22 protein-coding genes are annotated in these 24863 nt (G+C 61.3%); 14 read left to right on the forward strand and 8 right to left on the reverse strand.

Going from position 1 to position 24863, the window contains the following annotated elements; translation table 11 throughout:
- Positions 1-89 precede the first annotated feature (89 nt).
- Both ASD70_RS21570 and ASD70_RS21575 read left to right on the forward strand, forming a co-directional pair.
- Positions 90-761 (forward strand): COG3650 family protein, encoded by a 672-nt coding sequence (locus tag ASD70_RS21570; protein ID WP_056847414.1) that lies wholly within the window; start codon positions 90-92, stop codon positions 759-761.
- Between the two features lie 106 nt (positions 762-867).
- Positions 868-2481, forward strand: coding sequence for an NAD(P)/FAD-dependent oxidoreductase (locus ASD70_RS21575; RefSeq protein WP_056847415.1), 1614 nt, complete (start codon positions 868-870; stop codon positions 2479-2481).
- A gap of 36 nt (positions 2482-2517) precedes the next feature.
- Here the strand turns inward: ASD70_RS21575 and ASD70_RS21580 are convergent, their stop codons facing one another.
- On the reverse strand, positions 2518-3612 hold the full coding sequence (locus ASD70_RS21580) for a PLP-dependent cysteine synthase family protein (RefSeq protein ID WP_056847416.1): 1095 nt from the start codon (positions 3610-3612) through the stop codon (positions 2518-2520).
- A 216-nt stretch (positions 3613-3828) separates the two neighbouring features.
- Here ASD70_RS21580 and nhaA point away from each other — a divergent pair, with 216 nt between their 5' ends.
- The gene (nhaA, locus tag ASD70_RS21585; protein ID WP_046071325.1) at positions 3829-5004 is read left to right on the forward strand and encodes a Na+/H+ antiporter NhaA; all 1176 of its coding nucleotides are present in this window, start codon (positions 3829-3831) and stop codon (positions 5002-5004) included.
- Positions 5005-5079: 75 nt separating this feature from the next.
- Here the strand turns inward: nhaA and ASD70_RS21590 are convergent, their stop codons facing one another.
- The 6 genes from ASD70_RS21590 to dinG form a co-directional block, all read right to left on the reverse strand.
- Positions 5080-5544: a glycine zipper 2TM domain-containing protein gene (locus tag ASD70_RS21590; protein WP_003189251.1), complete on the reverse strand. Its 465-nt coding sequence runs from the start codon at positions 5542-5544 to the stop codon at positions 5080-5082.
- A 265-nt stretch (positions 5545-5809) separates the two neighbouring features.
- Positions 5810-6457 (reverse strand): pyridoxamine 5'-phosphate oxidase, encoded by a 648-nt coding sequence (gene pdxH, locus ASD70_RS21595; protein ID WP_043051583.1) that lies wholly within the window; start codon positions 6455-6457, stop codon positions 5810-5812.
- Between the two features lie 27 nt (positions 6458-6484).
- Positions 6485-7636 (reverse strand): OmpA family protein, encoded by a 1152-nt coding sequence (locus tag ASD70_RS21600; protein ID WP_056847417.1) that lies wholly within the window; start codon positions 7634-7636, stop codon positions 6485-6487.
- Between the two features lie 143 nt (positions 7637-7779).
- Positions 7780-8925 (reverse strand): serine hydrolase domain-containing protein, encoded by a 1146-nt coding sequence (locus ASD70_RS21605; protein WP_056847418.1) that lies wholly within the window; start codon positions 8923-8925, stop codon positions 7780-7782.
- Positions 8926-9006: 81 nt separating this feature from the next.
- Positions 9007-11304: a beta-galactosidase gene (locus ASD70_RS21610; RefSeq protein WP_056847419.1), complete on the reverse strand. Its 2298-nt coding sequence runs from the start codon at positions 11302-11304 to the stop codon at positions 9007-9009.
- Between the two features lie 88 nt (positions 11305-11392).
- Complete coding sequence (gene dinG, locus ASD70_RS21615) at positions 11393-13537, reverse strand: ATP-dependent DNA helicase DinG (protein ID WP_043051579.1); 2145 nt, start codon at positions 13535-13537, stop codon at positions 11393-11395.
- Positions 13538-13636: 99 nt separating this feature from the next.
- On the opposite strand from dinG, the gene ASD70_RS21620 reads away from it, so the two are divergent.
- Entirely contained in the window at positions 13637-14101 is a 465-nt protein-coding gene (locus ASD70_RS21620) for a CopD family protein (protein WP_056847420.1), read from the forward strand.
- A 120-nt stretch (positions 14102-14221) separates the two neighbouring features.
- Here ASD70_RS21620 and ASD70_RS21625 read toward each other — a convergent pair whose 3' ends face one another.
- A complete protein-coding gene (locus ASD70_RS21625) occupies positions 14222-14980 on the reverse strand; it encodes a hypothetical protein (RefSeq protein ID WP_046071320.1) in 759 nt (252 codons plus the stop codon).
- 188 nt (positions 14981-15168) lie between these two features.
- Between ASD70_RS21625 and ASD70_RS21630 the strand changes: the two genes are divergently transcribed.
- The 10 genes from ASD70_RS21630 (at position 15169) to ASD70_RS21670 (ending at position 24858) form a co-directional block, all read left to right on the forward strand.
- Entirely contained in the window at positions 15169-15666 is a 498-nt protein-coding gene (locus ASD70_RS21630; RefSeq protein ID WP_056847421.1) for a DUF6231 family protein, read from the forward strand.
- A 4-nt stretch (positions 15667-15670) separates the two neighbouring features.
- On the forward strand, positions 15671-16141 hold the full coding sequence (locus tag ASD70_RS21635) for a YchJ family protein (protein WP_046071318.1): 471 nt from the start codon (positions 15671-15673) through the stop codon (positions 16139-16141).
- 21 nt (positions 16142-16162) lie between these two features.
- Complete coding sequence (locus ASD70_RS21640) at positions 16163-16645, forward strand: LEA type 2 family protein (protein ID WP_056847422.1); 483 nt, start codon at positions 16163-16165, stop codon at positions 16643-16645.
- On the forward strand, positions 16642-16842 hold the full coding sequence (locus tag ASD70_RS28605) for an SEC-C metal-binding domain-containing protein (protein ID WP_046071316.1): 201 nt from the start codon (positions 16642-16644) through the stop codon (positions 16840-16842). Before ASD70_RS21640 ends, ASD70_RS28605 begins: the two co-directional genes overlap by 4 nt.
- Positions 16843-17065: 223 nt before the next feature.
- A complete protein-coding gene (locus ASD70_RS21645; RefSeq protein ID WP_056847423.1) occupies positions 17066-19507 on the forward strand; it encodes a penicillin acylase family protein in 2442 nt (813 codons plus the stop codon).
- Positions 19508-19710: 203 nt separating this feature from the next.
- The gene (locus ASD70_RS21650) at positions 19711-20715 is read left to right on the forward strand and encodes a ligase-associated DNA damage response exonuclease (protein WP_046071314.1); all 1005 of its coding nucleotides are present in this window, start codon (positions 19711-19713) and stop codon (positions 20713-20715) included.
- Positions 20712-22346, forward strand: coding sequence for an ATP-dependent DNA ligase (locus ASD70_RS21655; protein ID WP_056847424.1), 1635 nt, complete (start codon positions 20712-20714; stop codon positions 22344-22346). The genes ASD70_RS21650 and ASD70_RS21655 overlap by 4 nt, the downstream gene beginning before the upstream one ends.
- A 239-nt stretch (positions 22347-22585) precedes the next feature.
- Positions 22586-23365: a transporter substrate-binding domain-containing protein gene (locus tag ASD70_RS21660; protein WP_046071312.1), complete on the forward strand. Its 780-nt coding sequence runs from the start codon at positions 22586-22588 to the stop codon at positions 23363-23365.
- A gap of 57 nt (positions 23366-23422) precedes the next feature.
- Positions 23423-24151: an ABC transporter permease gene (locus ASD70_RS21665; RefSeq protein ID WP_046071311.1), complete on the forward strand. Its 729-nt coding sequence runs from the start codon at positions 23423-23425 to the stop codon at positions 24149-24151.
- Complete coding sequence (locus ASD70_RS21670; protein ID WP_046071310.1) at positions 24148-24858, forward strand: ABC transporter permease; 711 nt, start codon at positions 24148-24150, stop codon at positions 24856-24858. The genes ASD70_RS21665 and ASD70_RS21670 overlap by 4 nt, the downstream gene beginning before the upstream one ends.
- The last annotated feature ends 5 nt before the right edge of the window (positions 24859-24863 follow it).

Below are 24863 nucleotides of genomic sequence, written 5' to 3' on the forward strand. Positions count from 1 at the left end.
TGTCTGTCAGAAACACCTGAAGCCGGCGAGCGGGCTTGTGATGCGGCGCCAGCCTGCGTAACGTGGCGGCACTTGTTTGGAGACCCAATATGCGTGCCGCCCGTACCCTCGCCCTGTGTGCCTTGCTTCCCTTGTTCGCCGCTTGCCAGCTGTTCGAAAGCGAGCCGGCCAAGCCGTCTACCGTCGGGCTGACCCGTATGCAGGGTGAATTGACCGCGGTGGACGGCAAGCTGTTGTTCCAGCCGTGCGGCGACCAGCGTAACTACGTGGTCAAGGATACCGGCGGCACCAGCATCCTGCAGGAAGCGGCCTCCCTGGCCGGCCAGCAAGGCGCACTGTTTGCCGACCTGCGCGGCAAGTTTTCCGGGGTTGCCACCGGTACCCAGGGCGAAGTGGAGCTGCAACAGCTGTACCGCGTAGAACGCTCGACCTCTGCCTGTACCGACCCGGACTTCAAGCGCATGATCCTGCGCGCCAACGGCCATAAACCGGCCTGGGCGATGAACGTCACGGCCAAGGGCATGGTGCTGGAACGTGAGGGCCAACCACCTTTGGCAGTGCCGTACGTCGAAGAACAACTGGGCGACGGCCGCTTCAACCTGATGACCGAAGCCAATAACCAGCACATCGAGCTGTGGGTGGCGCCCCAGCGCTGCGTCGACAGTGTGAGCGGCAGCCTGCAACACATGAGCGCCGAGTTGCGGGTCAACGGCCAGGTGCAGCGTGGTTGCGCAGCCTTTGGCGGCTCGCGGGACGACTGATTCGACCCTGAGCTGTTTTAACCTGACGGAAAGTCGCCATTGGAGCTTATAATCGCCGGTTTGCAAAACAGCCGGCCTTCTCGCCCGCCGCCTACCGGATCCTGTCATGTTACGAATCACCGAACTCAAGCTGCCCATCGACCATCCCGAAGAAGACCTGCGGCCAGCCATCGTGCAGCGCCTGGGCATCGCCAGTGATGAACTGCTCGATTTCACCCTGTTCAAACGCAGCTACGACGCCCGTAAAAAGTCGTCGGAGCTGTGCTTCATCTACACCATCGACTTGAACGTGAAGGGCGAAGCCGCCCTGCTGCTCAAGTTTGCCGACGACCGCAACGTCAACCCGGCCCCCGACGTCAGCTACAAGGTGGTGGGCCAGGCGCCGGCAGACCTGGTCGAGCGGCCGATCGTGGTCGGTTTTGGCCCCTGCGGAATTTTCGCCGGGCTGCTGCTGGCACAGATGGGCTTCAAGCCGATCATCCTTGAGCGCGGCAAGGAAGTGCGCCAACGCACCAAGGACACCTGGGGCCTGTGGCGTAAAAGCGTGCTCAACCCCGAATCCAACGTGCAATTCGGTGAAGGCGGCGCCGGCACCTTCTCTGACGGCAAGCTCTACAGCCAGATCAAGGACCCGAAATTCCACGGCCGCAAGGTGCTGCACGAGTTCGTCAAGGCCGGCGCGCCGGAAGAGATCCTCTACGTCAGCAAGCCCCATATCGGCACCTTCCGCCTGACCGGCGTGGTGGAAAACATGCGCGAGCAGATCATCGCCCTCGGCGGTGAAGTGCGCTTCGAGCAACGGGTCACCGACGTGTTGATCGAAAATGGGCAGTTGAACGGCGTGGTCGTCGACGGCGGCGAGCAGATTCTCTCAAGGCACGTGATTCTTGCCCTGGGCCACAGCGCACGTGACACCTTCCGCATGCTCCATGGCCGCGGCGTATACATGGAGGCCAAGCCGTTCTCGGTGGGTTTCCGTATCGAACACCCGCAGTCGCTGATCGACGCCGCACGCCTGGGCAAGTACGCCGGCCACCCGAAACTGGGCGCGGCCGACTACAAGCTGGTGCACCACGCCAAGAACGGCCGTTCGGTCTATAGCTTCTGCATGTGCCCGGGCGGCACTGTGGTGGCCGCGACCTCGGAACCCAATCGCGTCGTGACCAACGGCATGAGCCAGTACTCGCGCAACGAGCGCAACGCCAACTCCGGCATTGTGGTCGGCATCACCCCCGAAGTGGATTACCCAGGTGGCCCGTTGGCCGGTATCGAATTGCAGGAGCGCCTGGAGTCCCACGCCTACATCCTCGGCGGCAGCAACTACGAGGCACCGGCGCAGTTGGTGGGCGACTTTATCGCCGGCAAACCGTCCACCGCCTTAGGTAGTGTGGAACCTTCCTACAAGCCCGGCGTATCCCTGGGCGACCTGGCCCTGGCCTTGCCGGACTTCGCCATCGAAGCCATCCGCGAAGCCTTGCCGGCGTTCGAGAAGCAGATCAAGGGTTACTCGCTGCACGATGCAGTGTTGACGGGGATCGAGACCCGCACCTCGTCACCGTTGCGCATTACCCGCGATGAGTCGATGCAGAGCCTGAACGTAAAAGGTCTATTTCCGGCCGGGGAAGGTGCGGGTTATGCCGGCGGGATTCTATCGGCGGGTGTTGACGGGATTCGGATTGCCGAGGCGTTGGCGCGGGATATGCTCGGCATTGAGGCCTGAGCACACCGCCCCTCCCACATTTTGATTTGCGGTGGGTCAGATATTGGCGCGCAGGATAGTGTTGGGCAACGGTTCACCGCGCTCGACACTCGCCGCCACCGCCGCAATCAAGCTCTCCAGCTCATAGCCCTGCCCCGCCAACCACGCCTGATCATAATAGGTGGTGGCATAACGCTCGCCGCCATCACACAAGATCGCTACGATCGACCCCGACTCCCCCGCCGCTTTCATCTGTTGCGCGGCCATCAATGCGCCGATCAGGTTGGTCCCGCTGGAACCGCCAACCCGTCGCCCCAGACGCTCGGCCAGATAATGCATGGCCGCCAGTGACAACGCATCCGGGACCTTGACCATCGCATCAATCACCGCAGGCAGAAACGACGCTTCCACTCGCGGCCGGCCAATCCCTTCGATCCGTGAGCCACACTCCAGGCGCAGGCTGGCGTCGCCGCTCTGGTAGAAGTCGAAAAACACCGAACGTTCTGCATCGGCACACAACACGCGGGTGCAATGCTGGCGATAACGCACATAACGGCCCAGGGTCGCGGTAGTGCCGCCAGTGCCGGGGCTGGAAATCAACCAGCTGGGCTCCGGGTGCTGTTCAAAGCGCATCTGCTGGAAGATCGACTCGGCGATGTTGTTGTTCGCTCGCCAGTCGGTAGCACGTTCGGCATAGGTGAACTGGTCCATGAAATGACCACCACCCTCCTTGGCCAGGCGTTCGGATTCCGCGTAGATCTGCGTCGGATCCTGGACCAGATGACTCTTGCCACCATAAAAGGCGATCTGGGCGATTTTCTCCTGGGACGTGGAAGCAGGCATGACCGCAATAAACGGCAAGCCCAGCAGGCGGGCGAAGTAGGCTTCGGAGATCGCCGTGGAACCACTCGACGCTTCAACCACCGGGGCGTCAGGCTTGAGCCAGCCATTGCACAGTGCGTACAGGAACAGTGAGCGGGCCAGGCGATGTTTCAGGCTGCCGGTGGGGTGGCTGGACTCGTCCTTGAAGTACAGCTCGATGCCTGGCAACCCCGGTAATGGCAACGGGATCAGGTGGGTGTCAGCGCTCCGCTGGAAGTCCGCTTCAATGATGCGAATGGCTTCGCGGGCCCAGGTACGGTGGTCGCTCATGGTGGGTTCTCTAAAGGTTTTCAGACTTGATCTTAGGATGTTTCCTACACTCAACACAGATACAGTGCCGACTCAATTGGACACACAATTGCTAGTCTTCAAGGCATCGGTAACCGCGCCAATCTCTTATAACAAATAAGAATATAACTTTTGTTTTAACAACTAACAGTACGGGTTAGGGTACCCACCTATTGAACCTGGAATGGAGAGCATCCCTTGCCTCTGCGTAGCACTTTCACCCGTTTCTTCCAGCTGGAAGCCGCCAGTGGCCTGTTGTTGATCGCCGCTGCCGCCTTGGCGCTGATCATCAACAACTCGCCGTTGTCGCACCTGTACAACGCCTTCCTCGAGACCCCGGTGGTCACACAGGTGGGAGCGTTGACCATCGCCAAGCCGGCGCTGCTGTGGATCAATGACGGCCTGATGGCCCTGTTCTTCCTGTTGATCGGCCTGGAGGTCAAGCGCGAACTCCTCGATGGCCACCTGTCCAAGCCCTCCCAAGTGGTACTGCCCGGCGCAGCAGCCATCGGCGGCATGGTGGTGCCGGCCCTGATCTACTGGGCGCTGAACAAGGACAACCCCGCCGCTCTCGCAGGCTGGGCGATCCCCATGGCCACGGATATTGCGTTCGCCCTGGGCGTGCTGGCCCTGCTGGGCAAGCGCGTACCGGTGTCGCTGAAGCTGTTCCTGATGACCCTGGCAATCATTGACGACCTCGGTGCCATCATCGTCATTGCGTTGTTTTACTCCGCCGACTTGTCCGGCGCATCCCTGGCGGGCGCGGGGGCTTGCTTGATTGCCTTGATTGCGATGAACCGCCTGGGCGTGATCAAGCTTGGGCCGTACCTGATCGTTGGCTTGATCCTGTGGGTGTGCGTACTCAAGAGCGGTGTGCATGCCACGCTGGCCGGCGTGACCCTGGCGTTCTGCATTCCCCTGCGTACCAAAAATGCCGAGACTTCACCGTTGCTGACCCTGGAACACGCCCTGCACCCCTGGGTGGCCTATGCCATCCTGCCGCTCTTCGCATTCGCCAATGCTGGCGTCTCCCTCAGCGGCGTCAGCCTGGACAGCTTCACCCACCACGTGCCCATGGGCATCGCCGCTGGCCTGTTGATCGGCAAGACCGTCGGCGTATTCGGCCTGACCTGGCTGGCGATCAAGACCGGTATCGCCTCACTGCCCAGCGGCGCCAACTGGGGCCAGGTGCTGGGGGTGGCGATCCTGTGCGGCATCGGCTTTACCATGAGCCTGTTTGTCGGCTCACTGGCGTTTGTGCCGGGCGCCAGTGAGTTTGCCGGTGAAGACCGCATGGGCATTCTGACCGGGTCGATCCTGGCGGCCTTTATCGGGTACGCGGTGACGGCAATGGCGAGCCGCAAGAAAGCCTGACCCTCTGGGAAAACAGCATAAAAAAACCCCAACCGGTCCCCCGGCTGGGGTTTTTCTTTGCCTGCTCGCTAGCGCTTAGCGGGTAACGCGGCTGGTACCGTCAACGGTCATGATGCGTACGCGGTCGCCGATGCGGAAGATTTCATTTTCCTGCACGGCTTGTACGTAGGCACGCATGCTGCCGTCGTCTTCGCGAACGGTGATTTCCACGCCCTGGGTACGGGTCAGGCCTTCTTCGGTGGCCGAGCCCAACAGGCCGCCAGCGACCGCACCGATCACCGCGGTGACAATGCTGCCACGACCGCCACCGATGGCGCTGCCGCCAACGCCGCCGATGACTGCGCCTGCAGCGCCGCCGATTGGGGTCTTGGTACCTTCGATTTTCACCGGACGCAGGGATTCGATGGTGCCCATGCGCACGGTCTGTACACGACGCGCCTCATCGCGAGAGTACGAGTCGCCGGTCAGACTCGAGGCGCAGCCACCCAAGAGCAACGACAGGGTGGTAAAGCAGGCAACTAGTAAAACGGACTTACGCATAGCATCAACTCCAAAGGACAGGTATTCATTAAACGCTCTGGCTTGGCGCCTGTCACGGCAAGCCAGGCAAAAAATTGTTTTCATTCAGCCTGAGTACAGACTGCCAGCACCAGAAAACTCGACGAACGGTAACGAAGATTATGGCGCCGAACGATGCCATAACCTGTTTGACCAGTGTAGCCGCGCAGCCGAAAGCGCCGAGGTCTCTTGATCAGGGACTCCAGCGCAATAGCTTTGATTCAGGCGGGATGACGAAAGGTGACGCTCAGGGCGCCAGGCGCTCGCGGGACCATTGAGCCCCTTGCAGGCGATAGTTGAGGCGGTCATGCAGGCGGCTGGCGCGGCCTTGCCAGAACTCGATGCGCTCGGGCAGCAAACGGTACCCACCCCAATGCTCAGGGCAGTCGGGCTGGGTATCGCTGAAACGCTGTTCAGTGGCCTTGAGCAGTTCCTGCAGTTCTTCGCGGTCACGAATGACCTGGCTCTGCGGGGAAGCCCAAGCCCCCAGGCGGCTGCCCAAAGGACGTACTTGGTAATAAGCATCCGACTCTTCAGGGGTGACCTTGACCACGCGCCCTTCAATGCGCACCTGGCGCTCCAGGGTCGGCCAGAAGAAGGTCATGGCTGCGAACGGACGCGCCGCGAGCTGTTCACCCTTGGCGCTTTGATAGTTGGTGAAGAAGGTAAAGCCCTGTGCATCCAGGCCCTTGAGCAACAGGATACGACAGTGCGGGCGACCGTCCTGGTCGACCGTCGCCAGGGTCATGGCATTGGCCTCCACCGGTGGCTGTTCGGTTTTCACCGCGTCACCGAACCATTGGTGGAACAACGCAAACGGCTCATCCGGGGCCTGGGCCTCGCTCAAACCGTCCCGTGTGTAGTCACGGCGCATATCGGCCAGTGCCTGGGTCATGCGGCTTTATCCTCGTGGTTCAACGGCTCAGTTTTTTGCCTGGTCGTTCGAAGCGGGTGCAGCAGCTTTGGCTTTGGCCGCAGCGGGTTTCTTCGCTGCCGGTTTGGCTGCGGCTTTTTTAGCCGCGGGCTTGGCAGCAGCTTTCTTGGCCGGGGCCTTTTTGGCTGGCGCTTTTGCCTTTGCCGCGGGTGCCGGGGCGGGAACGTCCTGCACGGCAACCATTTCAGCAACAGGCGGCGTCTTGCCCGAGTTGTACTTGCTCAGCAGTGCCAACATCGTTGTACGCTGAGTGAACATGATTTCCATGCGACGATTCAGCGCACGGCCCTGATTGCTGTCGTTGGCGGCACGCGGCATAAGGTCGCCCATGCCACGCAGCATCAGGCGGTCCTGCTTCAAACCACTGAGGCTGAAAATCGATGCAATCGACTGCGCACGCTCCTTGCTCAACGCCTGGCTCGCCGGCGCGCTGCCAGTGGCGTCGACGTGGCCCAAGACCAGTACGGCGGTCTTTGGATCAGCCTCTACAGCCTTGGCCACACGGGTAAACGGGCCCAGGGTCACCGGCAGCAACATCGCCGGGCGCTTCGGGTTGTAGGAACCGTCGACAGGGGCAATCACTACCAGCACGTTGTCGCGACGCTCAAGTTGCAGGGTGCTGCCCTTGATGGCCTCACGCAGGCGAGGTTCGTAGTCATCCAGCCAGGCTTGAGTGATTTTCGGGTCAGGCATCTGCACGTTGGTCACGTCGACCTTGGCCAAGGGCTTTGGCTTGCTTTCGAACGGCCACCACCAATGAGGCTCGGTGTCGGTCTTGGCGACCACAGGCGCCGCGTCCGACGTCGGGGTGGCTGCCTTGAGGTCGGCTTTCAGGTCAGCCTTGGCATCGGCGGCCTTCTCTTCGGCACTCTTGGTGGAGAACGGCCACCAGCTGTAACCGGTATCAGCCTTGGTGGCCGGAGCCGGTGCAGCAGCAGCGGCGACGGGCTCAACGGGCTTGGCGCCTGCAGCAGGCTTGGCATCGGGCTTGGCGTCGGTTTGGGTCACTGCGTCCTTGGTCGCAGTCTTGTCCGATCCGAATGACCACCAATGCCCACCTTCGGCATCATTTTGTGGAGTTTGTGCGCAACCCGTAATAGTGAGGCACAGCGCCAGTGCCAAGGACTTGTTCGATAACATGAGATATCCACAAAATGAGAAAAAACCAGGGGGTCTCGTGACCCGTTAAACCGACGCTTAAAGAACATTCAAGTTACATCGTGTCGTTCAGCATCTTTCTTATACTTGCCTTTGTAACAAAAAATTGTGAAACAGCAAGGGGTTTATAGACAATCGGCCAATATTCCGACCAACTTCTGCGCACGCGGGTCCATAAGTACGTAAGGCCCTAGGGTATTAGTCACAAAACCGAATGCGACATCATGTTCAGGGTCGGCAAACCCGACTGAGCCGCCTGCCCCGGGATGCCCGAATGCGCGTGGCCCCAGGCCAAACGTGGCATTGGGCAACTGCGGTTGATCCAACATGCAGCCCAGGCCGAAGCGGGTTTGGGTCAATAAGGTTTTGTCCAGCCCGATACTGTGTTCACGAGTCAATTGTTCGAGCATGTCGCTTTCCAGCAAACTACCGTCCAACAACCCGCTATAAAACCCGGCCAGGCTGCGTGCATTACCGTGACCATTAGCCGCGGGCTGCTGCATGCGTCGCCATTCGGGCTTGTTAGTGCTGGTCAGAATAGACGGTGGATTGGCAAATGCACGTGTGGTCATTGCTGCGGGTTCGCGCATCATTACTTGAAGTAACCGTTGTGCCGCTTCATCGCCCATATTGCCTTTACTGCGGGCTATATGGGCAACACGATAAAACTCTTCATCCGCAAGGCCCAGATGAAAATCCAGCCCCAAGGGCCGTGCGACCCGCGCCACGATGGACTCCCCCGGCTCGCGCCCATCGGCACGGCGCAGCAATTCGCCGACCAGCCAACCGTAAGTGATCGCCTCATAGCCATGCCCCTCGCCCGGTGTCCACCAGGGAGCCTCGGCCGCCAGGGTGTCGACCATCAACTGCCAGTCGTAGAGGGCTTCGGTAGGCAGCATTTCGCGGATGGCCGGCAGCCCGGCCTGGTGACAGAGCAACTGGCGCAGGGTAATCGCTTCTTTGCCCGCCGCGGCAAATGCCGGCCAGTAATCGGCCACAGGCGCATCGAGCTTGAGCTTGCCTTCGGCCACCAGTTGCAGGGCAGTAACGGCCGTGAAGGTCTTGGTGCAGGAGAACAGGTTGACGATAGTGTCGCTATGCCAGGCTTCGGCCCCGTCCTTGTCGGCAGTACCGGCCCACAGGTCGACGACGGTCTGCCCGCCGATCTGGATGCACAACCCGGCACCACGTTCCTGGGGGTCATCGAACAGTGCGGCGAAGGCTTCGCGTACCGCTTCGAACTGGAGCTCGTAATGACCCTGAATCTGCACCTAAGCCGCCTTGAAAATACTGTAGGAAATGGTCGACATTGTTCCAGTCATTGTCGGTTTTGTGAACCCGTCAACGATGAATCAATGACCATTTCCAGAGTGCCCACCGGCCTGACCGGCGCCCTGCCCCGCGCCTTTGCCTGCTTGGGCTGATCGGCCACCTTCGTGCTCACGCACGGCACCGGCCGCCTTGGCTTTTTCGGCCGCCTTGCCCAATTGGTCGACTGCCGCAAGGTTGCTTTTACGGACGCTGTCGACGAAGCCCTGGAACGGCACATCGGTGATGCCGACAAGGCCGAAGTGGCCGTTTTCGCCATCCAGCAGACGCCCTGTCACCGGCTGGTCGAGGTACTGGAACCAGTGCACGCCAACTATCGACGGCTCGGCCATGGCCTGCTTGAGAAAGGCGCTGTAAGCCGCGCCGCGGTCTTCTTCGCGGGCCAGTTGCGTCACGCCGCCCCAGAACGGGCCACGGTCGGCGGAGCCAAAGTTGAATTCGGTGATCAGTACCGGTTTGTCCAATGCGCGCAGGGCGGCGAAGTCGTAACCGTCCTGGGGTTTGAGGGTGTACATGTTGAAGCTCAACACGTCGCAATACTGTGCGCACGACGCCACCGCTTCCGGGGTGCTCACTGCAAAACGGCCGCCCAGCAACAGTTGGTTGGGCGCGTGCCACTTCAGCGAGTCAGAGAGGGTCTTGAAGTAGGCATCGGCGAACGTTTTCTGGAAATACTTGAAGTCGGCTTCGATTTCCGGGTGCTCCGGGTTGGGCATCGGTGGCTCGAAGCCTGGGTCTTCCATCAGCTCCCAGCCCGCCAAATGAATGCCCCAGGCTTTGGACAGGCCTTCTTCGTTGCGGTATTTGTCACGCAGTTGCTTGAGGAAGGCGCGCTTGGCCGGCACATCGGTGGTCATGCGCAAGGTACCGTAGGCCAAGGCGTAGCGGGCTTTCGGATCGTCGCCGGGGCCGGCCCAGGCCAGCTCGTTGTCGGCAAAGAAGCCGATCAACCACGGGTCATCGCGGTGATCGCGCGCGGCGATGGCCACGGCGCGTTCGGTGGCCATGGCAAAGCGTGGGTCGAACGGGTCGGGCATGCCGCCCCACCAGTCAGTGCCGGTGCTGATGCTGGCGTAGTCACCCACAATCGACAGCGGCAGGGTGTACGGTACGCGGTCGGCCGTGGCCAGGTCCGCATCGCTCCAGTTGCCTACGGTGTTGAAACCCCAGGCTTGCAGACGGTCGAGGGTGTGGGTAACCCAGCGCTTCTGGTCCAGACCTTCACCGCCATAAGTGCGCTGCAGGTTGGCGCCATAGAAATCGTACCAGCGGCCCGAGCCAAAGCCACGTCCTTCGCCGGCACCGTTGCCGCTGCGGTTGTCGCCGCTGCCGTAATACTTGTCGAAAGGTTCGCCGGCCTTGGGCAGCGCCGCGAACATCCATTCACGCCCCGCCACGTAGGTCTGGCTGTTGTCCGGCGCCACGGTGTTGACGCCCAAGGAATAAAACGGATTTCCGTCGGGGGTCACCAGGTACCAGCGGCCATCGCGCTTCTCGGTGCGGAAAAAGCCGCTGGCGTCGAATGCCGGGCCTTTGTTCCAGCCGCCATATGCGTCCAGGGAGGATTTGTCCCGCTCGGCCAGCCAGGTCTTGAGCTGCTGCTGTTCCTTGGCGGCCAAAGCCTTGAGCTGGTCATCGCTGCTGACCTTTTCCGGCCAGCGCGCACGGGTCGACTGACCATAGGCGTCGACCAATTCGCTGTAGGCGGCCTTCAACACCGGTTCGCTGTCCTGCACGCCGAAGCGCTCCAGCAGGATGCTTTGGGCGGCGTTGGGCTTGATCATCGACAGGGTCACCGAGACCACTTGGCTGCGGTCGATTTCCCCGGCACTACCGGCCAGCAACACCCGCTGGCCCTCCACGGTGACAGGCATCGGCGGGCCGGCCTTCATGCCCTGGCTCAGTGGCGAGTTGGCTTGCAGCGGCACCAGCAGGGTCTGGGCCGGGCCGGCCGGCAGGTCGACGCGGCTGACCAGGGTCTTGCCGTCGGCGCTCTGCACCTTGATGTAGAGAGTCAGCGCCCAGCTCATGGCGCTTTGGATACGCAGGCTCATGGCGCTGGATTGCGACCAGTCCCACACGCCGGTTTGCGGGCTGAGCACCAGGCTCGGCTCGGCCGCCGGGTTGAAGGTGATGCGGCGCAGCACCTCGCCTTCGGGCGTTTGTTCGGCGTTGTATTGCGGCAGGCTGGCGTCCTGGGTCGCCACCTTGACCACATCGGCAGGCCTGACGAAGTTGAACAGCGTTTGTTGCCCGGCAGGTGCAGCCATCAACGGCGCAGCGAACAGCAAGGCAAACAGGGCGGGCAGCGTGCGAATCATACGAACAAGGTTCTCCCAGACGGCCGATGAATGGCCTGATGATAGTGATGAGATAGACCACGCAGTGGGCGAATTCGCCCACGGTGGCTTAAGAAATTTCGCGCCTGAACGGCGGCAAGGCATTGAGGATAGCCTTGCCATAGCGCTGGGTGACCAGGCGGCGGTCAAGCAAGGTGATGGTGCCCCGGTCTTCCTCGGTACGCAGCAAGCGCCCGCAGGCCTGCACCAGCTTCAGTGAAGCATCCGGCACCGAGATTTCCATGAACGGGTTGCCGCCCCGTGCTTCGATCCATTCGGCCAGTGCGGCCTCGACCGGATCATCGGGCACCGAGAACGGGATCTTGGCGATTACCACGTGTTCGCAGTAGGCGCCGGGCAAGTCCACGCCTTCGGCAAAGCTGGCCAGGCCAAACAGCACACTGGAATCACCGCCATCGACCCGCGCCTTGTGCTTGTTCAGGGTTTCCTGCTTGGACAGGTTGCCCTGGATAAACACCTGCTTGCGCCAGTCGCGGTCAAGGCCATCGAACACGTCCTGCATCTGTTTGCGTGACGAGAACAGCACCAGGGTGCCGCGGGAGCCTTCGACCAACGATGGCAGGTCGCGAATGATCGCCGCGGTGTGCGCCGCCGCATCCCGAGGGTCGGCCTTGAGGTCCGGCACCCGCAGCACACCGGCGTCGGCGTGATGAAAGGGGCTTGGCACCACGGCGGTAACGGCCTTTTTCGGCAGGCCGGCACGCATGCGGAAGCGATCGAAGGTGCCCAGGGCGGTCAGCGTGGCCGACGTCACCAGGCAGCCGTAAGCTACGTTCCACAGGTTGCGGCGCAGCATTTCGGCGGCAAGGATCGGGCTGGCGTTGACCTCGATATCAAACAGCGCACCGCTTTCCGACAGGGTCAGCCAACGGGCCATCGGCGGGTTGTCTTCGGGGTCTTCGACGGTGAAGGCGGTCCACAGCTCCCAGTTGCCTTGGGAGCGGGACAGCAGGCTGCCGAACAACGGGTACCATTCTTCGGCCTGGTTGCTGGCGATGCCGATATTGACCTCGCCATCCATGCCTTCCTTGAGCAAGTCGGTCAGGCGGGTGAACAGGTCGGTCAGGCGTGAAAAGCCCTTCTTCAACTCGATGCCCATTTCGCGCATGTGCTCGGGAATCATCCCACCGACAAAGCGATGGCGCGGGCGCTCACGGCCCTCGACGTCTTCACCGGGCTTGAAATCTGCGACCTGCTCGCAGGCGCTGAACATGAACTGCTGCTGGGTCTTGATCTCGCGCGCCAGTTCCGGCACCTGCTCGATCAGCTTGCCCAGGTCACCGGGCAGCGGATGCTGGGCCAGCAACTTGGTAAGGTTCTTGGCGGTGGTTTCCAGCCAGTCGGCGGTGGAACGCAGGCGCGTGTAATGGGCGAAGTGGCCAATGGCCTTGTCCGGCAGGTGGTGACCTTCGTCGAATACGTAAAGGGTGTCGCGCGGATCGGGCAACACGGCGCCGCCGCCCAGGGCCAGGTCGGCCAGCACCATGTCGTGGTTGGTGACGATGACGTCAACCTTGCCCATGCCTTCGCGGGCCTTGTAGAAGGCGCACTGGCCAAAGTTGGGGCAATGGCGGTTGGTGCACTGGCTGTGGTCGGTGGTCAGGCGCGCCCAGTCGGCATCTTCCAGGGCGGTGGGCCAGCTGTCGCGGTCGCCGTCCCATTTATTGCCGGCCAGTTTCTCGATCATGCTGGTAAACAGTTTTTGGCTGGCCTCATCCACCTCGATCTTGAAGCCTTCTTCTTCGAACAATGAGGCGGTCGCGGTTTGCGCGTGGCCTTCCTGCAGCAGGACGTCGAGCTTGGACAGGCACATGTAGCGGCCCCGCCCCTTGGCCAGGGCGAAGGTAAAGCTCAGGCCGCTGTTGCGCATCAGGTCGGGCAGGTCTTTGTAGACAATCTGCTCTTGCAGGGCGACGGTGGCGGTGGCGATCACCAGGCGCTTGCCGGCGGCCTTGGCAGTGGGGATCGCGGCAAGGCTGTAGGCCACGGTCTTGCCGGTACCGGTGCCGGCCTCGACGGCCACGACCGCGGGCTCGCCCTCGCGGCGACCTTCGTCGTCGGTGTCGATATCCCCGAGGACTTTCGCGACTTCGGCGATCATCAGGCGTTGGCCGTAGCGTGGTTTCAAGCTCTTGGCTTCGAGAAAACGCGAATAGGCGCCCTGGATCGTGGTTTTGAGTTCAGTGCTGATCATGGATAGTCGGGCGCAAAAAACGCTGGATAAATTTTCAGTGGTTCGGATCGGCCGCTATCATACCCCGCTAATTAATCCCGCGCAGAACGGAGTACCACAATGACCGCGTTTAGCTTCGCTTACACCCTGCATGTACTGGCTGCCCTGATCTGGGTCGGCGGTATGTTTTTCGCCTGGATGATCCTGCGCCCCGCCGCCATGGCGGCCCTTGAGGGCGCCGCCCGGCTCAAGCTGTGGGCGAATGTGTTTCAACGTTTTTTCGTATGGGTGTGGGTGACAGTGCTGGTTTTGCCGATCAGCGGCATAGGCCTTTTGCACCTGCGCTTCAACGGATTTGAGACTGCACCGCGCTATGTGCAAGTGATGATGGGTTTGTATCTGGTGATGACGGCGCTGTTTATCCGCATCCAGGCGTTGAAATTCCCGGAGCTGCGCAAGGCAGTAGCGGCCGAAGATTGGCCAGCGGGCGCGGCTGCGCTGGGGCAGATTCGCAGGTTGGTGGGAATTAATTTGATCGTGGGGTTGGTAGTGGTGGCAATTGCTTCGGCTCGACCGATGTTCTGAGGCGGCCCTGAGGCCACCATCGGGGGCAAGCCCCCTCCCACACTTTGGAATGCGTTCCAAAATGTGGGAGGGGCGGTGCGACGATTGGACTTGCCCCCGATAGCGTCAGACCCAGGCGACTCAGAGCCGCTGAATGGTCACAGACCCCGCAGGCCCAGCCGGCCCCGGCTGCCCTTCCAACCCGGACCGGCCTTTGTCGCCGCCGTCAGCACGGTACACCAGGCATCCCTTCGACTGCCCACCCTTCCCGGGTTTGCCCGCTATACCGGCCAAACCGCCGGCGCCACCATCAACCCAGACCTTGATTTTGTCGCCAGGAAAGTCTTGCGGCAACTCCAGCCTTACACTCGCCCCCGAAGCGCCCGGCAGGCCGTCGCCGCCGTTATCACCGTTGGCCCCGCGCCCAGCCGAACCCCACGTACATCCCGGGTCCTCGCCGTTGGCACCATCGAGCCCCGCATACCCTTGGGCACCGGCCCCGCCGCGGGCATCCACAGACAATTCTTCAGCGCTAAGGTCGTTGATCCGCAAGATCAGGTCACGCCCAGCCTTGGCCGGTTTTTCATGGGTGCCAGGGGCCCCGCGTGAAGTGATCTGGCTACCGTGCTCCAGTTGCGCCTGGCGCACTTGCATTTGCAGCGCAGTATTGCCGGGGACAATGGCGATGCGTGCGTCGCGCCCCAGGTGCAGCTCCTCCACCGTGACCTGGCTGATAGTGGACGGAATCAGCAAAGTGCCGTAGTCCGCCACCTCCAGGCGCTCCAGTTGCAGCACGCTGGTGCTGCTGGGCAGGCGCATCAACGAGTTGGTTTCGACACTGACGCTCTGGGCCAGGGCAACGGGGCTGACCAACAGGGCCAGCAGAAAAACCTTACGCATCATGGGGCTCCTGAGTGTTTTCAAATTTTTCTTTGGATGCACAGTAACGACTTCTACAGGCGATTTGCCAGTGAAGGATCAAAAAACTTCCGATGAGACGGTTACTGCCAGGTAGGTATCGACCGCCGCGCGCTAGGCCCACGCGCTCAGCCGCGCTAGTCTCTACGGTCTTGATGTGAGGATTTGCAATGACCGCTGGAATTTCTTCCCGTACGCCCCAGCAAGCCTTGGCTGCCTTGCTTGATCTTCAACGGCCAAAGCGCTTGCTGCTAGTGGGTGCCAGCCAATTCCCGGCGCTGGATGCCTTTGAGCAGGCCCACCCTGACACCCAGGTTTTCCGGGCAGCGCCAGGGCCGTTACCGCCGGAACTGGCGGCGCAGCGTTTTGACCTGGCGTTGGTAGTCGACTGCCTGGAGCACCTGTCAAAAGCGCAGGGTCTGACCTTGCTCGGCGGCATTCGCAACCTCAATGCCAGCCGCATTGCCGTGCTGGTCGACCTGGGCGCCTGCGCTTGGAAGGAAACCGATTTCTTCTCCCTGGCCTTGCAAGCCGGCGAGTACTTCCAGCGCGATGAGCAGGTCCTGACGCTGTTTACCTATGATCTGCTTGACTATAAACAGGTGCCGGACTGGCTCAACGCCCGCTTCTGGGCCAACCCGGAAAACTTCGGAAAGTATTGGTGGTAACCCGATGAGTACATCCATTTGCCCGTGCGGCAGCGGCAATCTGCTGGATGCCTGCTGCGGCCACTATCACGCCGGCCACCCGGCACCCTGCGCGAGCGCGTTGATGCGCTCGCGCTACAGCGCCTATGTGCTGGGCCTGGTCGATTACCTGGTGGCCACTACCCTGCCCGCGCAACAGGCCGGGCTGGACCGCGACGCCATCGCCGCCTGGAGTGCCCAGAGCACCTGGTTGGGCCTTGAGGTGGAAAGCTCAGAAGTGTTCGGCGGCCAGCCGGAACACGCCTTCGTCACCTTTACCGCGCGCTGGCATGACAGCAGCGGCGAACACAGCCACCGAGAGCAATCATCTTTCGTACAGAATGATGGGCGCTGGTACTTCATCGACCCGACGGTAGACGTGACGATCGGACGTAATGATGTATGTTTGTGTGGCAGTGGGCAGAAATTCAAGAAGTGTTGCTCCAGCTACCTCTAATCACTCGAAAGGGATAACGCCATGCTTCGGATGTACAGCTTGATGCTGGCGTTGACCCTGGGCCTCACCGGCTGCGCGTCCTGGTTCGAAGACGATTCGCCTGCGCCCCACGTGTCCCTGGTCAAGGTCGAAGTGGTGCGGGCCAAGCTGCTGGAGCAGAAGTTCAAGCTGTACTTTCGCGTAGACAACCGCGACGACGCCGACCTGACGGTGCGTGGCCTGGTCTATAAGATCAGCCTGGGCAACCTGCTGCTGACCGAGGGCGAGTCCAACGAATGGCTGACCGTACCGCCGCGCAGTCATAAGTTCTTCCGGGTTTCGGTACGCACCAACCTCTGGCCGCAGGTGCGTGACGTGGTACAGATGCTGAAAAATCCCGACCAGCCCGTGCCTTATCGTCTGGAAGGCGAACTGAAAACCGGATTATTCATCGGTAATGACGTGCAGGTCGCGCACAATGGCGAGATAATCCCCGGCGATTTTATTCCGGAGCAACATCGATGACTCAGCAACCCCATGTCCATGGTCCTGACTGCAACCACGATCATGAGCACCATGATCACGACCACGGCCATGTCCACGGCCCGAACTGCGGCCACGCTCACCAGGAGCCCGTGCGCAATGCCTTGAAGGATGTGGGTCGTAACGATCCTTGCCCGTGCGGCAGCGCGAAGAAATTCAAGAAGTGCCATGGCGCATAAGCCACGCTGAAGACCAAAATGTGGGAGGGGGCTTGCTCCCGATTGCGCAGTGTCAGCTACAGATGAGCTGACTGATTCACCGCAATCGGGAGCAAGCCCCCTCGCACATTGATTTGCACACAGCTTGAGCGCTTACGCAATTACACAACTCCTGCTTGCGTCGTTTCGCCGCGCTCACTAACGTAGCGCCTTTACTGACGCTACCCCCCGCAGGAGCTTTGCCATGGCCTCGCCAGCCCTCTTACATTTTCTTCCCCGGTTCGGCGTTGCCGCGGCAGTGGCCAGTGCCTTGGGCCTGGCCGGTTGCCAGCTCCAGAGCACCCAGGACACCCTTCCCCCCGTTGCAGGCGTACAGCCGATCAAAGGCCTGGCACAAAATGTATCGGTGCGCCGCAATGCCCAGGGCATGCCGCTGATCGAAAGCAACACCTTCCATGACGCACTGTTCAGCCTCGGTTACGTCCACGCCAGCGATCGCATCACCCAGATGGTCACCCTGCGTCTGTTGGCCCAGGGTCGCCTGGCGGAAATGTCCGGCCCGCAAGTGCTGGATGTCGACCGTTTCATGCGTGCGGTCAACCTCAAGAAAAGCGCCGGCGAGCTGTACAGCGCCTCGTCGCCGCGCCTCAAGCGTTTCTTTGAGGTGTATGCCCGGGGCGTCAATGCCTACCTGTTCCGCTATCGCGACAAACTGCCGGCGGACCTGGCCCAGAGCGGCTACAAACCGGAATACTGGAAGCCGGAAGATTCGGCGCTGCTGTTCTGCCTGCTGAATTTCAGCCAGTCAGGCAACCTGCAGGAAGAAATTTCGTCCCTGGTGCTGGCGCAAAAAGTCGGCATCGACAAACTCGCCTGGCTCACTCCGAGTGCGCCGGACGAAGCGATCCCGCAGGCCGAAGCCCACAAGCTCAAGGGCGTGAATCTGGGTCAGATCACCGGCCTCGCCACGCTGGACACAGTCAGCCAGCAATTGAACAGCCTCAACGCGCTGGCGATCACCACGTCAAGCAACTGGGCCATCGGTGCGCAACGCAGCCGCAGCGGCAAGAGCCTATTGGCCAATGATATCGCCGCCCAGCCGCAAGCGCCGTCACCGTGGAGCTACGTGCAGATTCGTGCGCCGAAATACCAGGCCGTCGGGGCTTCGATCGCCGGCCTGCCGACCCTGCTGTCCGGCTTCAACGGCAAGGTTGCGTGGAGCATGAGCGCGGTCAAGGGCGACACCCAGGACCTGTTCCTGGAGAAGGTCAAGCGCCAGGGCAGCGCGTTGTACTACGAGAACAACGGCAAATGGCTACCGGCTGGCGTGCGCAACGAAACCTTCTTCATCAAGGGTCAGCGCTCGATTCGCGAAGTGGTGTATGAAACACGCCACGGCGTAATGCTCAACAGCAGCCAGGCGCTCACCAGCGGGCTTGGCCTGGCCTTGCAAACCGCCAACTTCAAGGACGACAAGAGCCTGGATGCGTTCTTCGACCTGTCCCGTGCGCAAAACGCTGGCAAGGCGTCGGATGCCACCCGTGAGATCCGCGCCATCGCGTTGAACATGATTTTCGCCGACGCCAGCAATATTGGCTGGCAGGTCACCGGCCGCTTCCCCAACCGCCGCGAAGGCGAAGGCCTGTTGCCGTCGCCGGGCTGGGATACGCGCTTTGACTGGGACGGCTACGCCGATGCGATGCTGCACCCCTACGACCAGGACCCGGCCCAAGGCTGGATCGGCACCGCCAACCAGCGTACTGCACCACGTGGCTACGGCATGCAGTTGTCCAACTCCTGGGACGCACCGGAACGTAGCGAGCGCCTGGCGCAACTGGCCAATGCCGGCAAGCATGACAGCCGCAGCCTGATCGCCATGCAATACGACCAGACCACCACTTTCGCCGCCAAGCTCAAGGGCATGTTCCAGGCGCCAGGCATGGCCCAGCCGCTCAAGCAGGCCATCGACGCCCTCCCGGCGACGGATCGCGCCAAGGCTCGCGAAGCACTGGACCGCCTGCTGGCCTTCGATGGCCGTCTTGCGCCAACTTCGGCTGACGCAGCAATTTACGAGTTGTTCCTGCAGGAAAGTGCTAAACAGATCTTCCTCGACAAACTCGGCCCTGAAAACAGCGCCAGCTGGAGCGCCTTCGTCAGCAATGCCAGCCTGTCCTACTCGGCCGTCGCCGATCATTTGCTGGGGCGTGAAGACAGCCCATTCTGGGACGACACGCGCACACAGCAAAAAGAAGACAAACCCGCGATCCTGGCCCGCACCCTCGCCGCCGCCATCAGCACCGGCGACAGCCAACTGGGCGCCGATCACAAGGCCTGGCAGTGGGGCAAGCTGCACAGCACCCGCTGGAAAAACACTAACGGCCAGGTTATCCGCGGCCCCCTTGCCAGCGGTGGCGACCACAACACCCTGAACCCGGCGCCATACAGCTGGGGCCAGGATTTCAACACCACCCAGGTGCCGGCATTGCGCATGATCATCGACTTCGGCATAGCGGAACCAATGCTGGGCCAGGGTGGCATCGGCCAGTCAGGCAACCCGGCGAGCCCGAACTATGCCAACGGCATCGACCCATCGCTCAAGGCGCAATACCTGAGCTTCCCGATGCAGCCCCAAAACTTTGAAAAGGTGTATGGCAAGACAAGGCTGACCCTGACGCCTGGCAAGTAACCCGGTTTTCCCCAGCAGAAACCGAATCCAAATGTGGGAGGGGGCTTGCTCCCGATAGCGGTGTGACAGTCAACACATTCATTGACTCAAGTACTGCTATCGGGAGCAAGCCCCCTCCCACATTTGGCCCCATGTATATCAGATAGAACTTCTCGCACTGCCCTCGCCTCCTAACTGATAAGCCCATCGCCCACGGCAACCCCATGGACCTCGTCATCGCCCGCCCCGAAGGCCTCTATTGCCCTGCCGGTGATTTCTATATTGACCCCTGGCGCCCGGTGGAGCGCGCCGTGATCACCCACGCCCACGGCGACCACGCGCGCACCGGCAACCAGCATTATCTGGCCGCCGCGCCCGGCGAAGGTATCCTGCGCTGGCGCCTGGGCCAGGACATCAACCTGCAAACACTGGCCTACGGCGAACGCTTGGAGCATCACGGCGTGACCTTGAGCTTTCATCCTGCCGGGCATGTGCTCGGTTCGGCCCAGGTCCGCCTGGAATACCAGGGCGAAGTCTGGGTGGCGTCCGGCGACTACAAAGTCGAACCCGATGGCACCTGCGCGCCGTTCGAACCGGTGCGTTGCCATACCTTTATCACCGAATCTACGTTCGGCCTGCCGATCTACCGCTGGCAGCCCCAGGCGCAGATTTTCGCGGGGATCAACGACTGGTGGCGGGCCAATATCGCCAACGGCAAGGCGAGCGTGTTGTTCTGTTATTCCTTCGGCAAGGCCCAGCGCATTCTCCATGGCCTCGACGCCAGCATCGGCCCGATCCTCAGCCACGGCGCAGTCGAGCCCTTGAATCGGGTCTACCGTGAAGCCGGCGTCTACATTCCCGAGACGCTGTACGCCGGCGATTTCAAGAAGACCGACCCGCTGTTACGCCAAGCACTGATCATCGCCCCGCCCTCCGCCGGCGGCAGCACTTGGATGCGCCGCTTCGGCGACTACAGCGACGCCTTCGCCAGTGGCTGGATGCGTCTGCGTGGTACCCGTCGGCGGCGTGGCGTGGACCGTGGCTTTGTGCTGTCGGACCACGCCGATTGGCCCGGGCTGTTATGGGCCATCGAACAAACCGGTGCCGAACGGGTAATGGTTACCCACGGCTCGGTCGGCGTGCTGGTACGTCATCTGCGGGAAAAAGGCTTGGATGCTCAGGGTTTCACCACCGAGTACGGTGATGACGAAGAAGAGGCTACGGCATGAAAGCCTTCGCCGAGTTGTACGCCAACCTCGACGCCACCACCTCCAGCAATGCCAAGCTCGCGGCGCTGCAAGCCTACTTCCTGCAAGCGCCGCCAGCAGATGCTGCATGGGCGGTGTACTTCCTCTCCGGTGGACGGCCGCGGCAACTGGTGCCCACGCGTCTGCTACGGGACATGGCCACCGAAGCGGCCGGCATCGAACCCTGGCTGTTCGAGGAGAGCTACCAGTCAGTGGGTGACTTGGCCGAGACGATTTCCCTGCTCCTACCCGAATCCACCTACAGCTCCGAGGACGGCCTGGCCGTGTGGCTGGAAGACAAATTGCTGCCCCTGCGCGGGCTTTCGCCCATGGACCTGGCCGAACGGCTGCCGGCCCTCTGGGCGCAGTTGGACCAGCCGAGCCTGATGGTGTGCATCAAGCTGATCACCGGCAGCTTTCGCGTCGGCGTGTCCAAACTGCTGGTCACCCGCGCGCTTGCCACCATGGCCGACCTTGATAGCAAGCGCGTGGCCCAGCGGTTGGTGGGCTACACCGATTTATCGAATCGCCCGACGCCTGCGGGCTATCTCAAGCTGATCGCTGCCGAATCGTCCGACGAGCATGCGCAACGAGGTGGGCAGCCGTATCCGTTTTTTCTGGCCCATGGGTTGGCGCAACCGGTGGAGCAATTCGACACGCTGCTCGGTTCGCCCGCCGATTGGCAGGTGGAATGGAAGTTTGATGGCATTCGCGCGCAACTGGTCAAGCGTGAGGGGCGTCTGTGGATCTGGTCCCGGGGTGAAGAGTTGGTGACTGAGCGTTTCCCCGAGCTGCACAGCCTGGTGAGTGGCCTGCCCGACGGCACGGTGATCGATGGCGAAATCGTGGTGTGGAAAGACTCGGTGCAACCCTTTGCATTGCTGCAACAGCGGATCGGCCGCAAGACCCTGAGCAAAAAAGTCCTGGAGGATGCTCCGGTTGCAGTGCTCGCCTACGACCTGCTGGAATTTCAGGGCGATGACTGGCGCAACCATATCCAGGCTGAGCGTCGTACACAGCTGGAACGCGTGATCGCTGAGTGCAACCAACCCGTATTGCTGCCCTCACCGCTGCTCGAGGGGCCAACCTGGGCAGCGTTGGCCGAGCAGCGCGAAGCCTCCCGCAGCCTTGGTGTCGAAGGCATGATGCTCAAGGATCGCCAAGGCCTCTATGGCGTGGGCCGCACCAAGGACATGGGCCTGTGGTGGAAGTGGAAAGTCGACCCCTTCAGCGTCGACGCCGTATTGATCTACGCCCAGCGCGGCCATGGCCGGCGCGCCAGCCTGTACAGCGACTACACCTTCGCGGTGTGGGATGGCCCGCCGGGCAGCGAGCGCACCCTGGTGCCGTTCGCCAAGGCGTACTCCGGGTTGACCGACGAGGAAATGCGCAAGGTGGACGCCATCGTGCGTAAAACCACGGTAGAAAAATTCGGCCCGGTCAGCAGCGTGACGCCAAGCATGGTGTTTGAACTGGGCTTTGAGGGTATCGCCCTGTCCAAGCGGCACAAGAGCGGGATTGCGGTGCGGTTTCCGCGCATGTTGCGCTGGCGTCAGGACAAGACGGTGGAAGAGGCTGACAACCTTGCCACACTACAAGACCTACTGATTTGACATAAATCCCTGTGGGAGCAAGCCCCACATTGGAATCTCCATACGACCTGAAACAGTGCACCCATTTTCTGATGCTCATTTTCGGGCATCTCCTACACTCCGATTTGCCTTATCCCACCTTTTAAAAAGCCCATCCGGAACTATGGTGCAGAAATTGCTACTTGTGATCCGTCTGACACCGCTCAGTAACAGTTCTAAACGCGCCAAAAGCGCTTATCTTGGTTTCCAGGGATTACCTAATGAAAAAAGCATTGCTGACCCTTTCTGCACTGGCTCTGTGCATGGCTGCTGGTGTTGCCAGCGCCAAGGAATACAAGGAATTGCGTTTTGGTGTCGACCCCTCCTATGCACCGTTCGAATCCAAAGCCGCCGACGGCAGCCTGGTGGGCTTCGATATCGACCTGGGCAATGCGATCTGTGCGGAGCTGAAGGTCAAATGCAAGTGGGTCGAAAGCGACTTCGACGGCATGATTCCGGGCCTGAAAGCTAACAAGTTCGACGGCGTGATTTCCTCCATGACCGTGACGCCAGTGCGCGAGAAGGCGATCGACTTCTCCAACGAGCTGTTCTCCGGCCCCACCTCGCTGGTGTTCAAAAAAGGCGCAGGGTATTCGACACCTGAATCCCTCAAGGGCAAGTCCGTAGGCTACGAGCAAGGCACCATCCAGGAAGCCTACGCCAAGGCCGTGCTGGATAAAGCCGGGGTGACCACCAAGGCCTACGCCAACCAGGATCAGGTCTACGCCGACCTGACCTCCGGGCGCCTCGATGCTTCCGTGCAGGACATGCTGCAAGCTGAATTGGGTTTTCTCAAGTCGCCAGCGGGCGCCGGCTACGAAGTCAGCGCAGCCATCGATGACCCGTTGCTGCCCTCGAAAACCGCCATCGGTATCAAAAAAGGTAACACTGAGCTGAAGGCCCTTTTGGATAAAGGTATCAAAGCGTTACACGATGATGGCACCTACGCCACCATTCAGAAAAAACACTTCGGCGATCTGAACCTGTACAGCGGCAAATAATGCCTGGGGCGCCCTTCCTCGGGAGGGGCGCTTTTCTATCGCCATAGGTCCTGATTTATGTTCGAAGATCTGTTGCAAACCCTCGGGCTGAGCGCGTTCAGCTTGAAGGGTTTCGGCCCGCTGTTGCTGCAAGGCACCTGGATGACCATCAAGTTATCGGTGCTGTCCCTGGCCGTCAGCGTCTTGCTCGGCCTGCTCGGCGCCAGCGCCAAGCTGTCCAGCCTGGCATTACTGCGCATCCCCGCCCAGCTTTACACCACATTGATTCGCGGGGTGCCCGACCTGGTGCTGATGCTGTTGATCTTTTACAGCCTGCAAACCTGGCTTACTGGCCTGACCGACTTTATGGAATGGGAATACATCGAGATCGACCCCTTCAGCGCCGGAGTGATTACCCTGGGTTTCATCTACGGCGCCTATTTCACCGAAACATTTCGCGGCGCGATCCTCGCCGTGCCCCGCGGCCAGCTGGAAGCCGCCACCGCCTACGGGCTCAAGCGCGGTCAGCGGTTTCGCTACGTGACCTTCCCGCAGATGATGCGCTTTGCCCTGCCGGGCATTGGCAATAACTGGATGGTGATGCTCAAGGCCACCGCGCTGGTGTCGATCATCGGTCTGGCAGACTTGGTGAAAGCAGCCCAGGACGCGGGCAAGAGTACCTATCAACTGTTCTATTTCCTGGTACTCGCCGCGCTGATCTACCTGTTGATCACCAGCGCCTCCAATTTTGTCTTGCGTCGGCTTGAACGTCGCTACTCCGCAGGCGCCCGGGAGGCAGTGCGATGATCGAACTGTTGCAGGAATACTGGCGCCCCTTCCTTTACAGCGACGGCCAGCACATCACCGGCCTGGCCATGACGATGTGGCTGCTCAGTGCTGCCCTCGTCATCGGTTTCCTGGTGTCGATCCCGCTGTCCATCGCCCGCGTCTCGCGCAAGCGCCTGGTGCGTTGGCCGGTGCAGTTCTACACCTACCTGTTTCGCGGCACGCCGCTCTATATCCAATTGTTGATCTGCTACACCGGCATCTACAGCATCGCGGCAGTGCGTGCTCAGCCGGTGCTGGATGCGTTCTTTCGCGATGCAATGAATTGCACCATTCTGGCCTTCGCCCTCAACACCTGCGCCTACACCACGGAGATTTTCGCCGGGGCGATCCGCAGTATGGCCCACGGCGAAGTCGAGGCGGCCAAGGCCTACGGCCTCAGCGGCTGGAAGTTGTACGCCTACGTGATCATGCCCTCAGCACTGCGCCGCGCGTTGCCCTACTACAGCAATGAAGTGATCCTGATGCTGCACTCGACCACGGTGGCGTTCACCGCGACCATCCCGGACATCCTCAAGGTGGCACGGGACGCCAACTCCGCCACCTTCATGACCTTTCAATCGTTCGGCATCGCCGCGCTGATCTACCTCGCGGTGACCTTTACCCTGGTCGGCCTGTTCCGCCTGGCGGAGCGCCGCTGGCTGGCCTTCCTCGGGCCGAGCCACTAAGGAGC

Source organism: Pseudomonas sp. Root569 (genome assembly GCF_001427465.1).
GTDB lineage: Bacteria > Pseudomonadota > Gammaproteobacteria > Pseudomonadales > Pseudomonadaceae > Aquipseudomonas > Aquipseudomonas synxantha.

What these genes read in the sequence shown, in the direction of transcription:
- ASD70_RS21570 (WP_056847414.1), top strand. Translation starts at nt 90, where the DNA reads ATGCGTGCCGCCCGTACCCTCGCCCTGTGTGCCTTGCTTCCCTTGTTC.
- ASD70_RS21575 (WP_056847415.1), top strand. Translation starts at nt 868, where the DNA reads ATGTTACGAATCACCGAACTCAAGCTGCCCATCGACCATCCCGAAGAA.
- ASD70_RS21580 (WP_056847416.1), bottom strand. Translation starts at nt 3,612, where the DNA reads ATGAGCGACCACCGTACCTGGGCCCGCGAAGCCATTCGCATCATTGAA.
- ASD70_RS21590 (WP_003189251.1), bottom strand. Translation starts at nt 5,544, where the DNA reads ATGCGTAAGTCCGTTTTACTAGTTGCCTGCTTTACCACCCTGTCGTTG.
- pdxH (WP_043051583.1), bottom strand. Translation starts at nt 6,457, where the DNA reads ATGACCCAGGCACTGGCCGATATGCGCCGTGACTACACACGGGACGGT.
- ASD70_RS21600 (WP_056847417.1), bottom strand. Translation starts at nt 7,636, where the DNA reads ATGTTATCGAACAAGTCCTTGGCACTGGCGCTGTGCCTCACTATTACG.
- ASD70_RS21610 (WP_056847419.1), bottom strand. Translation starts at nt 11,304, where the DNA reads ATGATTCGCACGCTGCCCGCCCTGTTTGCCTTGCTGTTCGCTGCGCCG.
- dinG (WP_043051579.1), bottom strand. Translation starts at nt 13,537, where the DNA reads ATGATCAGCACTGAACTCAAAACCACGATCCAGGGCGCCTATTCGCGT.
- ASD70_RS21620 (WP_056847420.1), top strand. Translation starts at nt 13,637, where the DNA reads ATGACCGCGTTTAGCTTCGCTTACACCCTGCATGTACTGGCTGCCCTG.
- ASD70_RS21625 (WP_046071320.1), bottom strand. Translation starts at nt 14,980, where the DNA reads ATGCGTAAGGTTTTTCTGCTGGCCCTGTTGGTCAGCCCCGTTGCCCTG.
- ASD70_RS21630 (WP_056847421.1), top strand. Translation starts at nt 15,169, where the DNA reads ATGACCGCTGGAATTTCTTCCCGTACGCCCCAGCAAGCCTTGGCTGCC.
- ASD70_RS21635 (WP_046071318.1), top strand. Translation starts at nt 15,671, where the DNA reads ATGAGTACATCCATTTGCCCGTGCGGCAGCGGCAATCTGCTGGATGCC.
- ASD70_RS21640 (WP_056847422.1), top strand. Translation starts at nt 16,163, where the DNA reads ATGCTTCGGATGTACAGCTTGATGCTGGCGTTGACCCTGGGCCTCACC.
- ASD70_RS28605 (WP_046071316.1), top strand. Translation starts at nt 16,642, where the DNA reads ATGACTCAGCAACCCCATGTCCATGGTCCTGACTGCAACCACGATCAT.
- ASD70_RS21645 (WP_056847423.1), top strand. Translation starts at nt 17,066, where the DNA reads ATGGCCTCGCCAGCCCTCTTACATTTTCTTCCCCGGTTCGGCGTTGCC.
- ASD70_RS21650 (WP_046071314.1), top strand. Translation starts at nt 19,711, where the DNA reads ATGGACCTCGTCATCGCCCGCCCCGAAGGCCTCTATTGCCCTGCCGGT.
- ASD70_RS21655 (WP_056847424.1), top strand. Translation starts at nt 20,712, where the DNA reads ATGAAAGCCTTCGCCGAGTTGTACGCCAACCTCGACGCCACCACCTCC.
- ASD70_RS21660 (WP_046071312.1), top strand. Translation starts at nt 22,586, where the DNA reads ATGAAAAAAGCATTGCTGACCCTTTCTGCACTGGCTCTGTGCATGGCT.
- ASD70_RS21665 (WP_046071311.1), top strand. Translation starts at nt 23,423, where the DNA reads ATGTTCGAAGATCTGTTGCAAACCCTCGGGCTGAGCGCGTTCAGCTTG.
- ASD70_RS21670 (WP_046071310.1), top strand. Translation starts at nt 24,148, where the DNA reads ATGATCGAACTGTTGCAGGAATACTGGCGCCCCTTCCTTTACAGCGAC.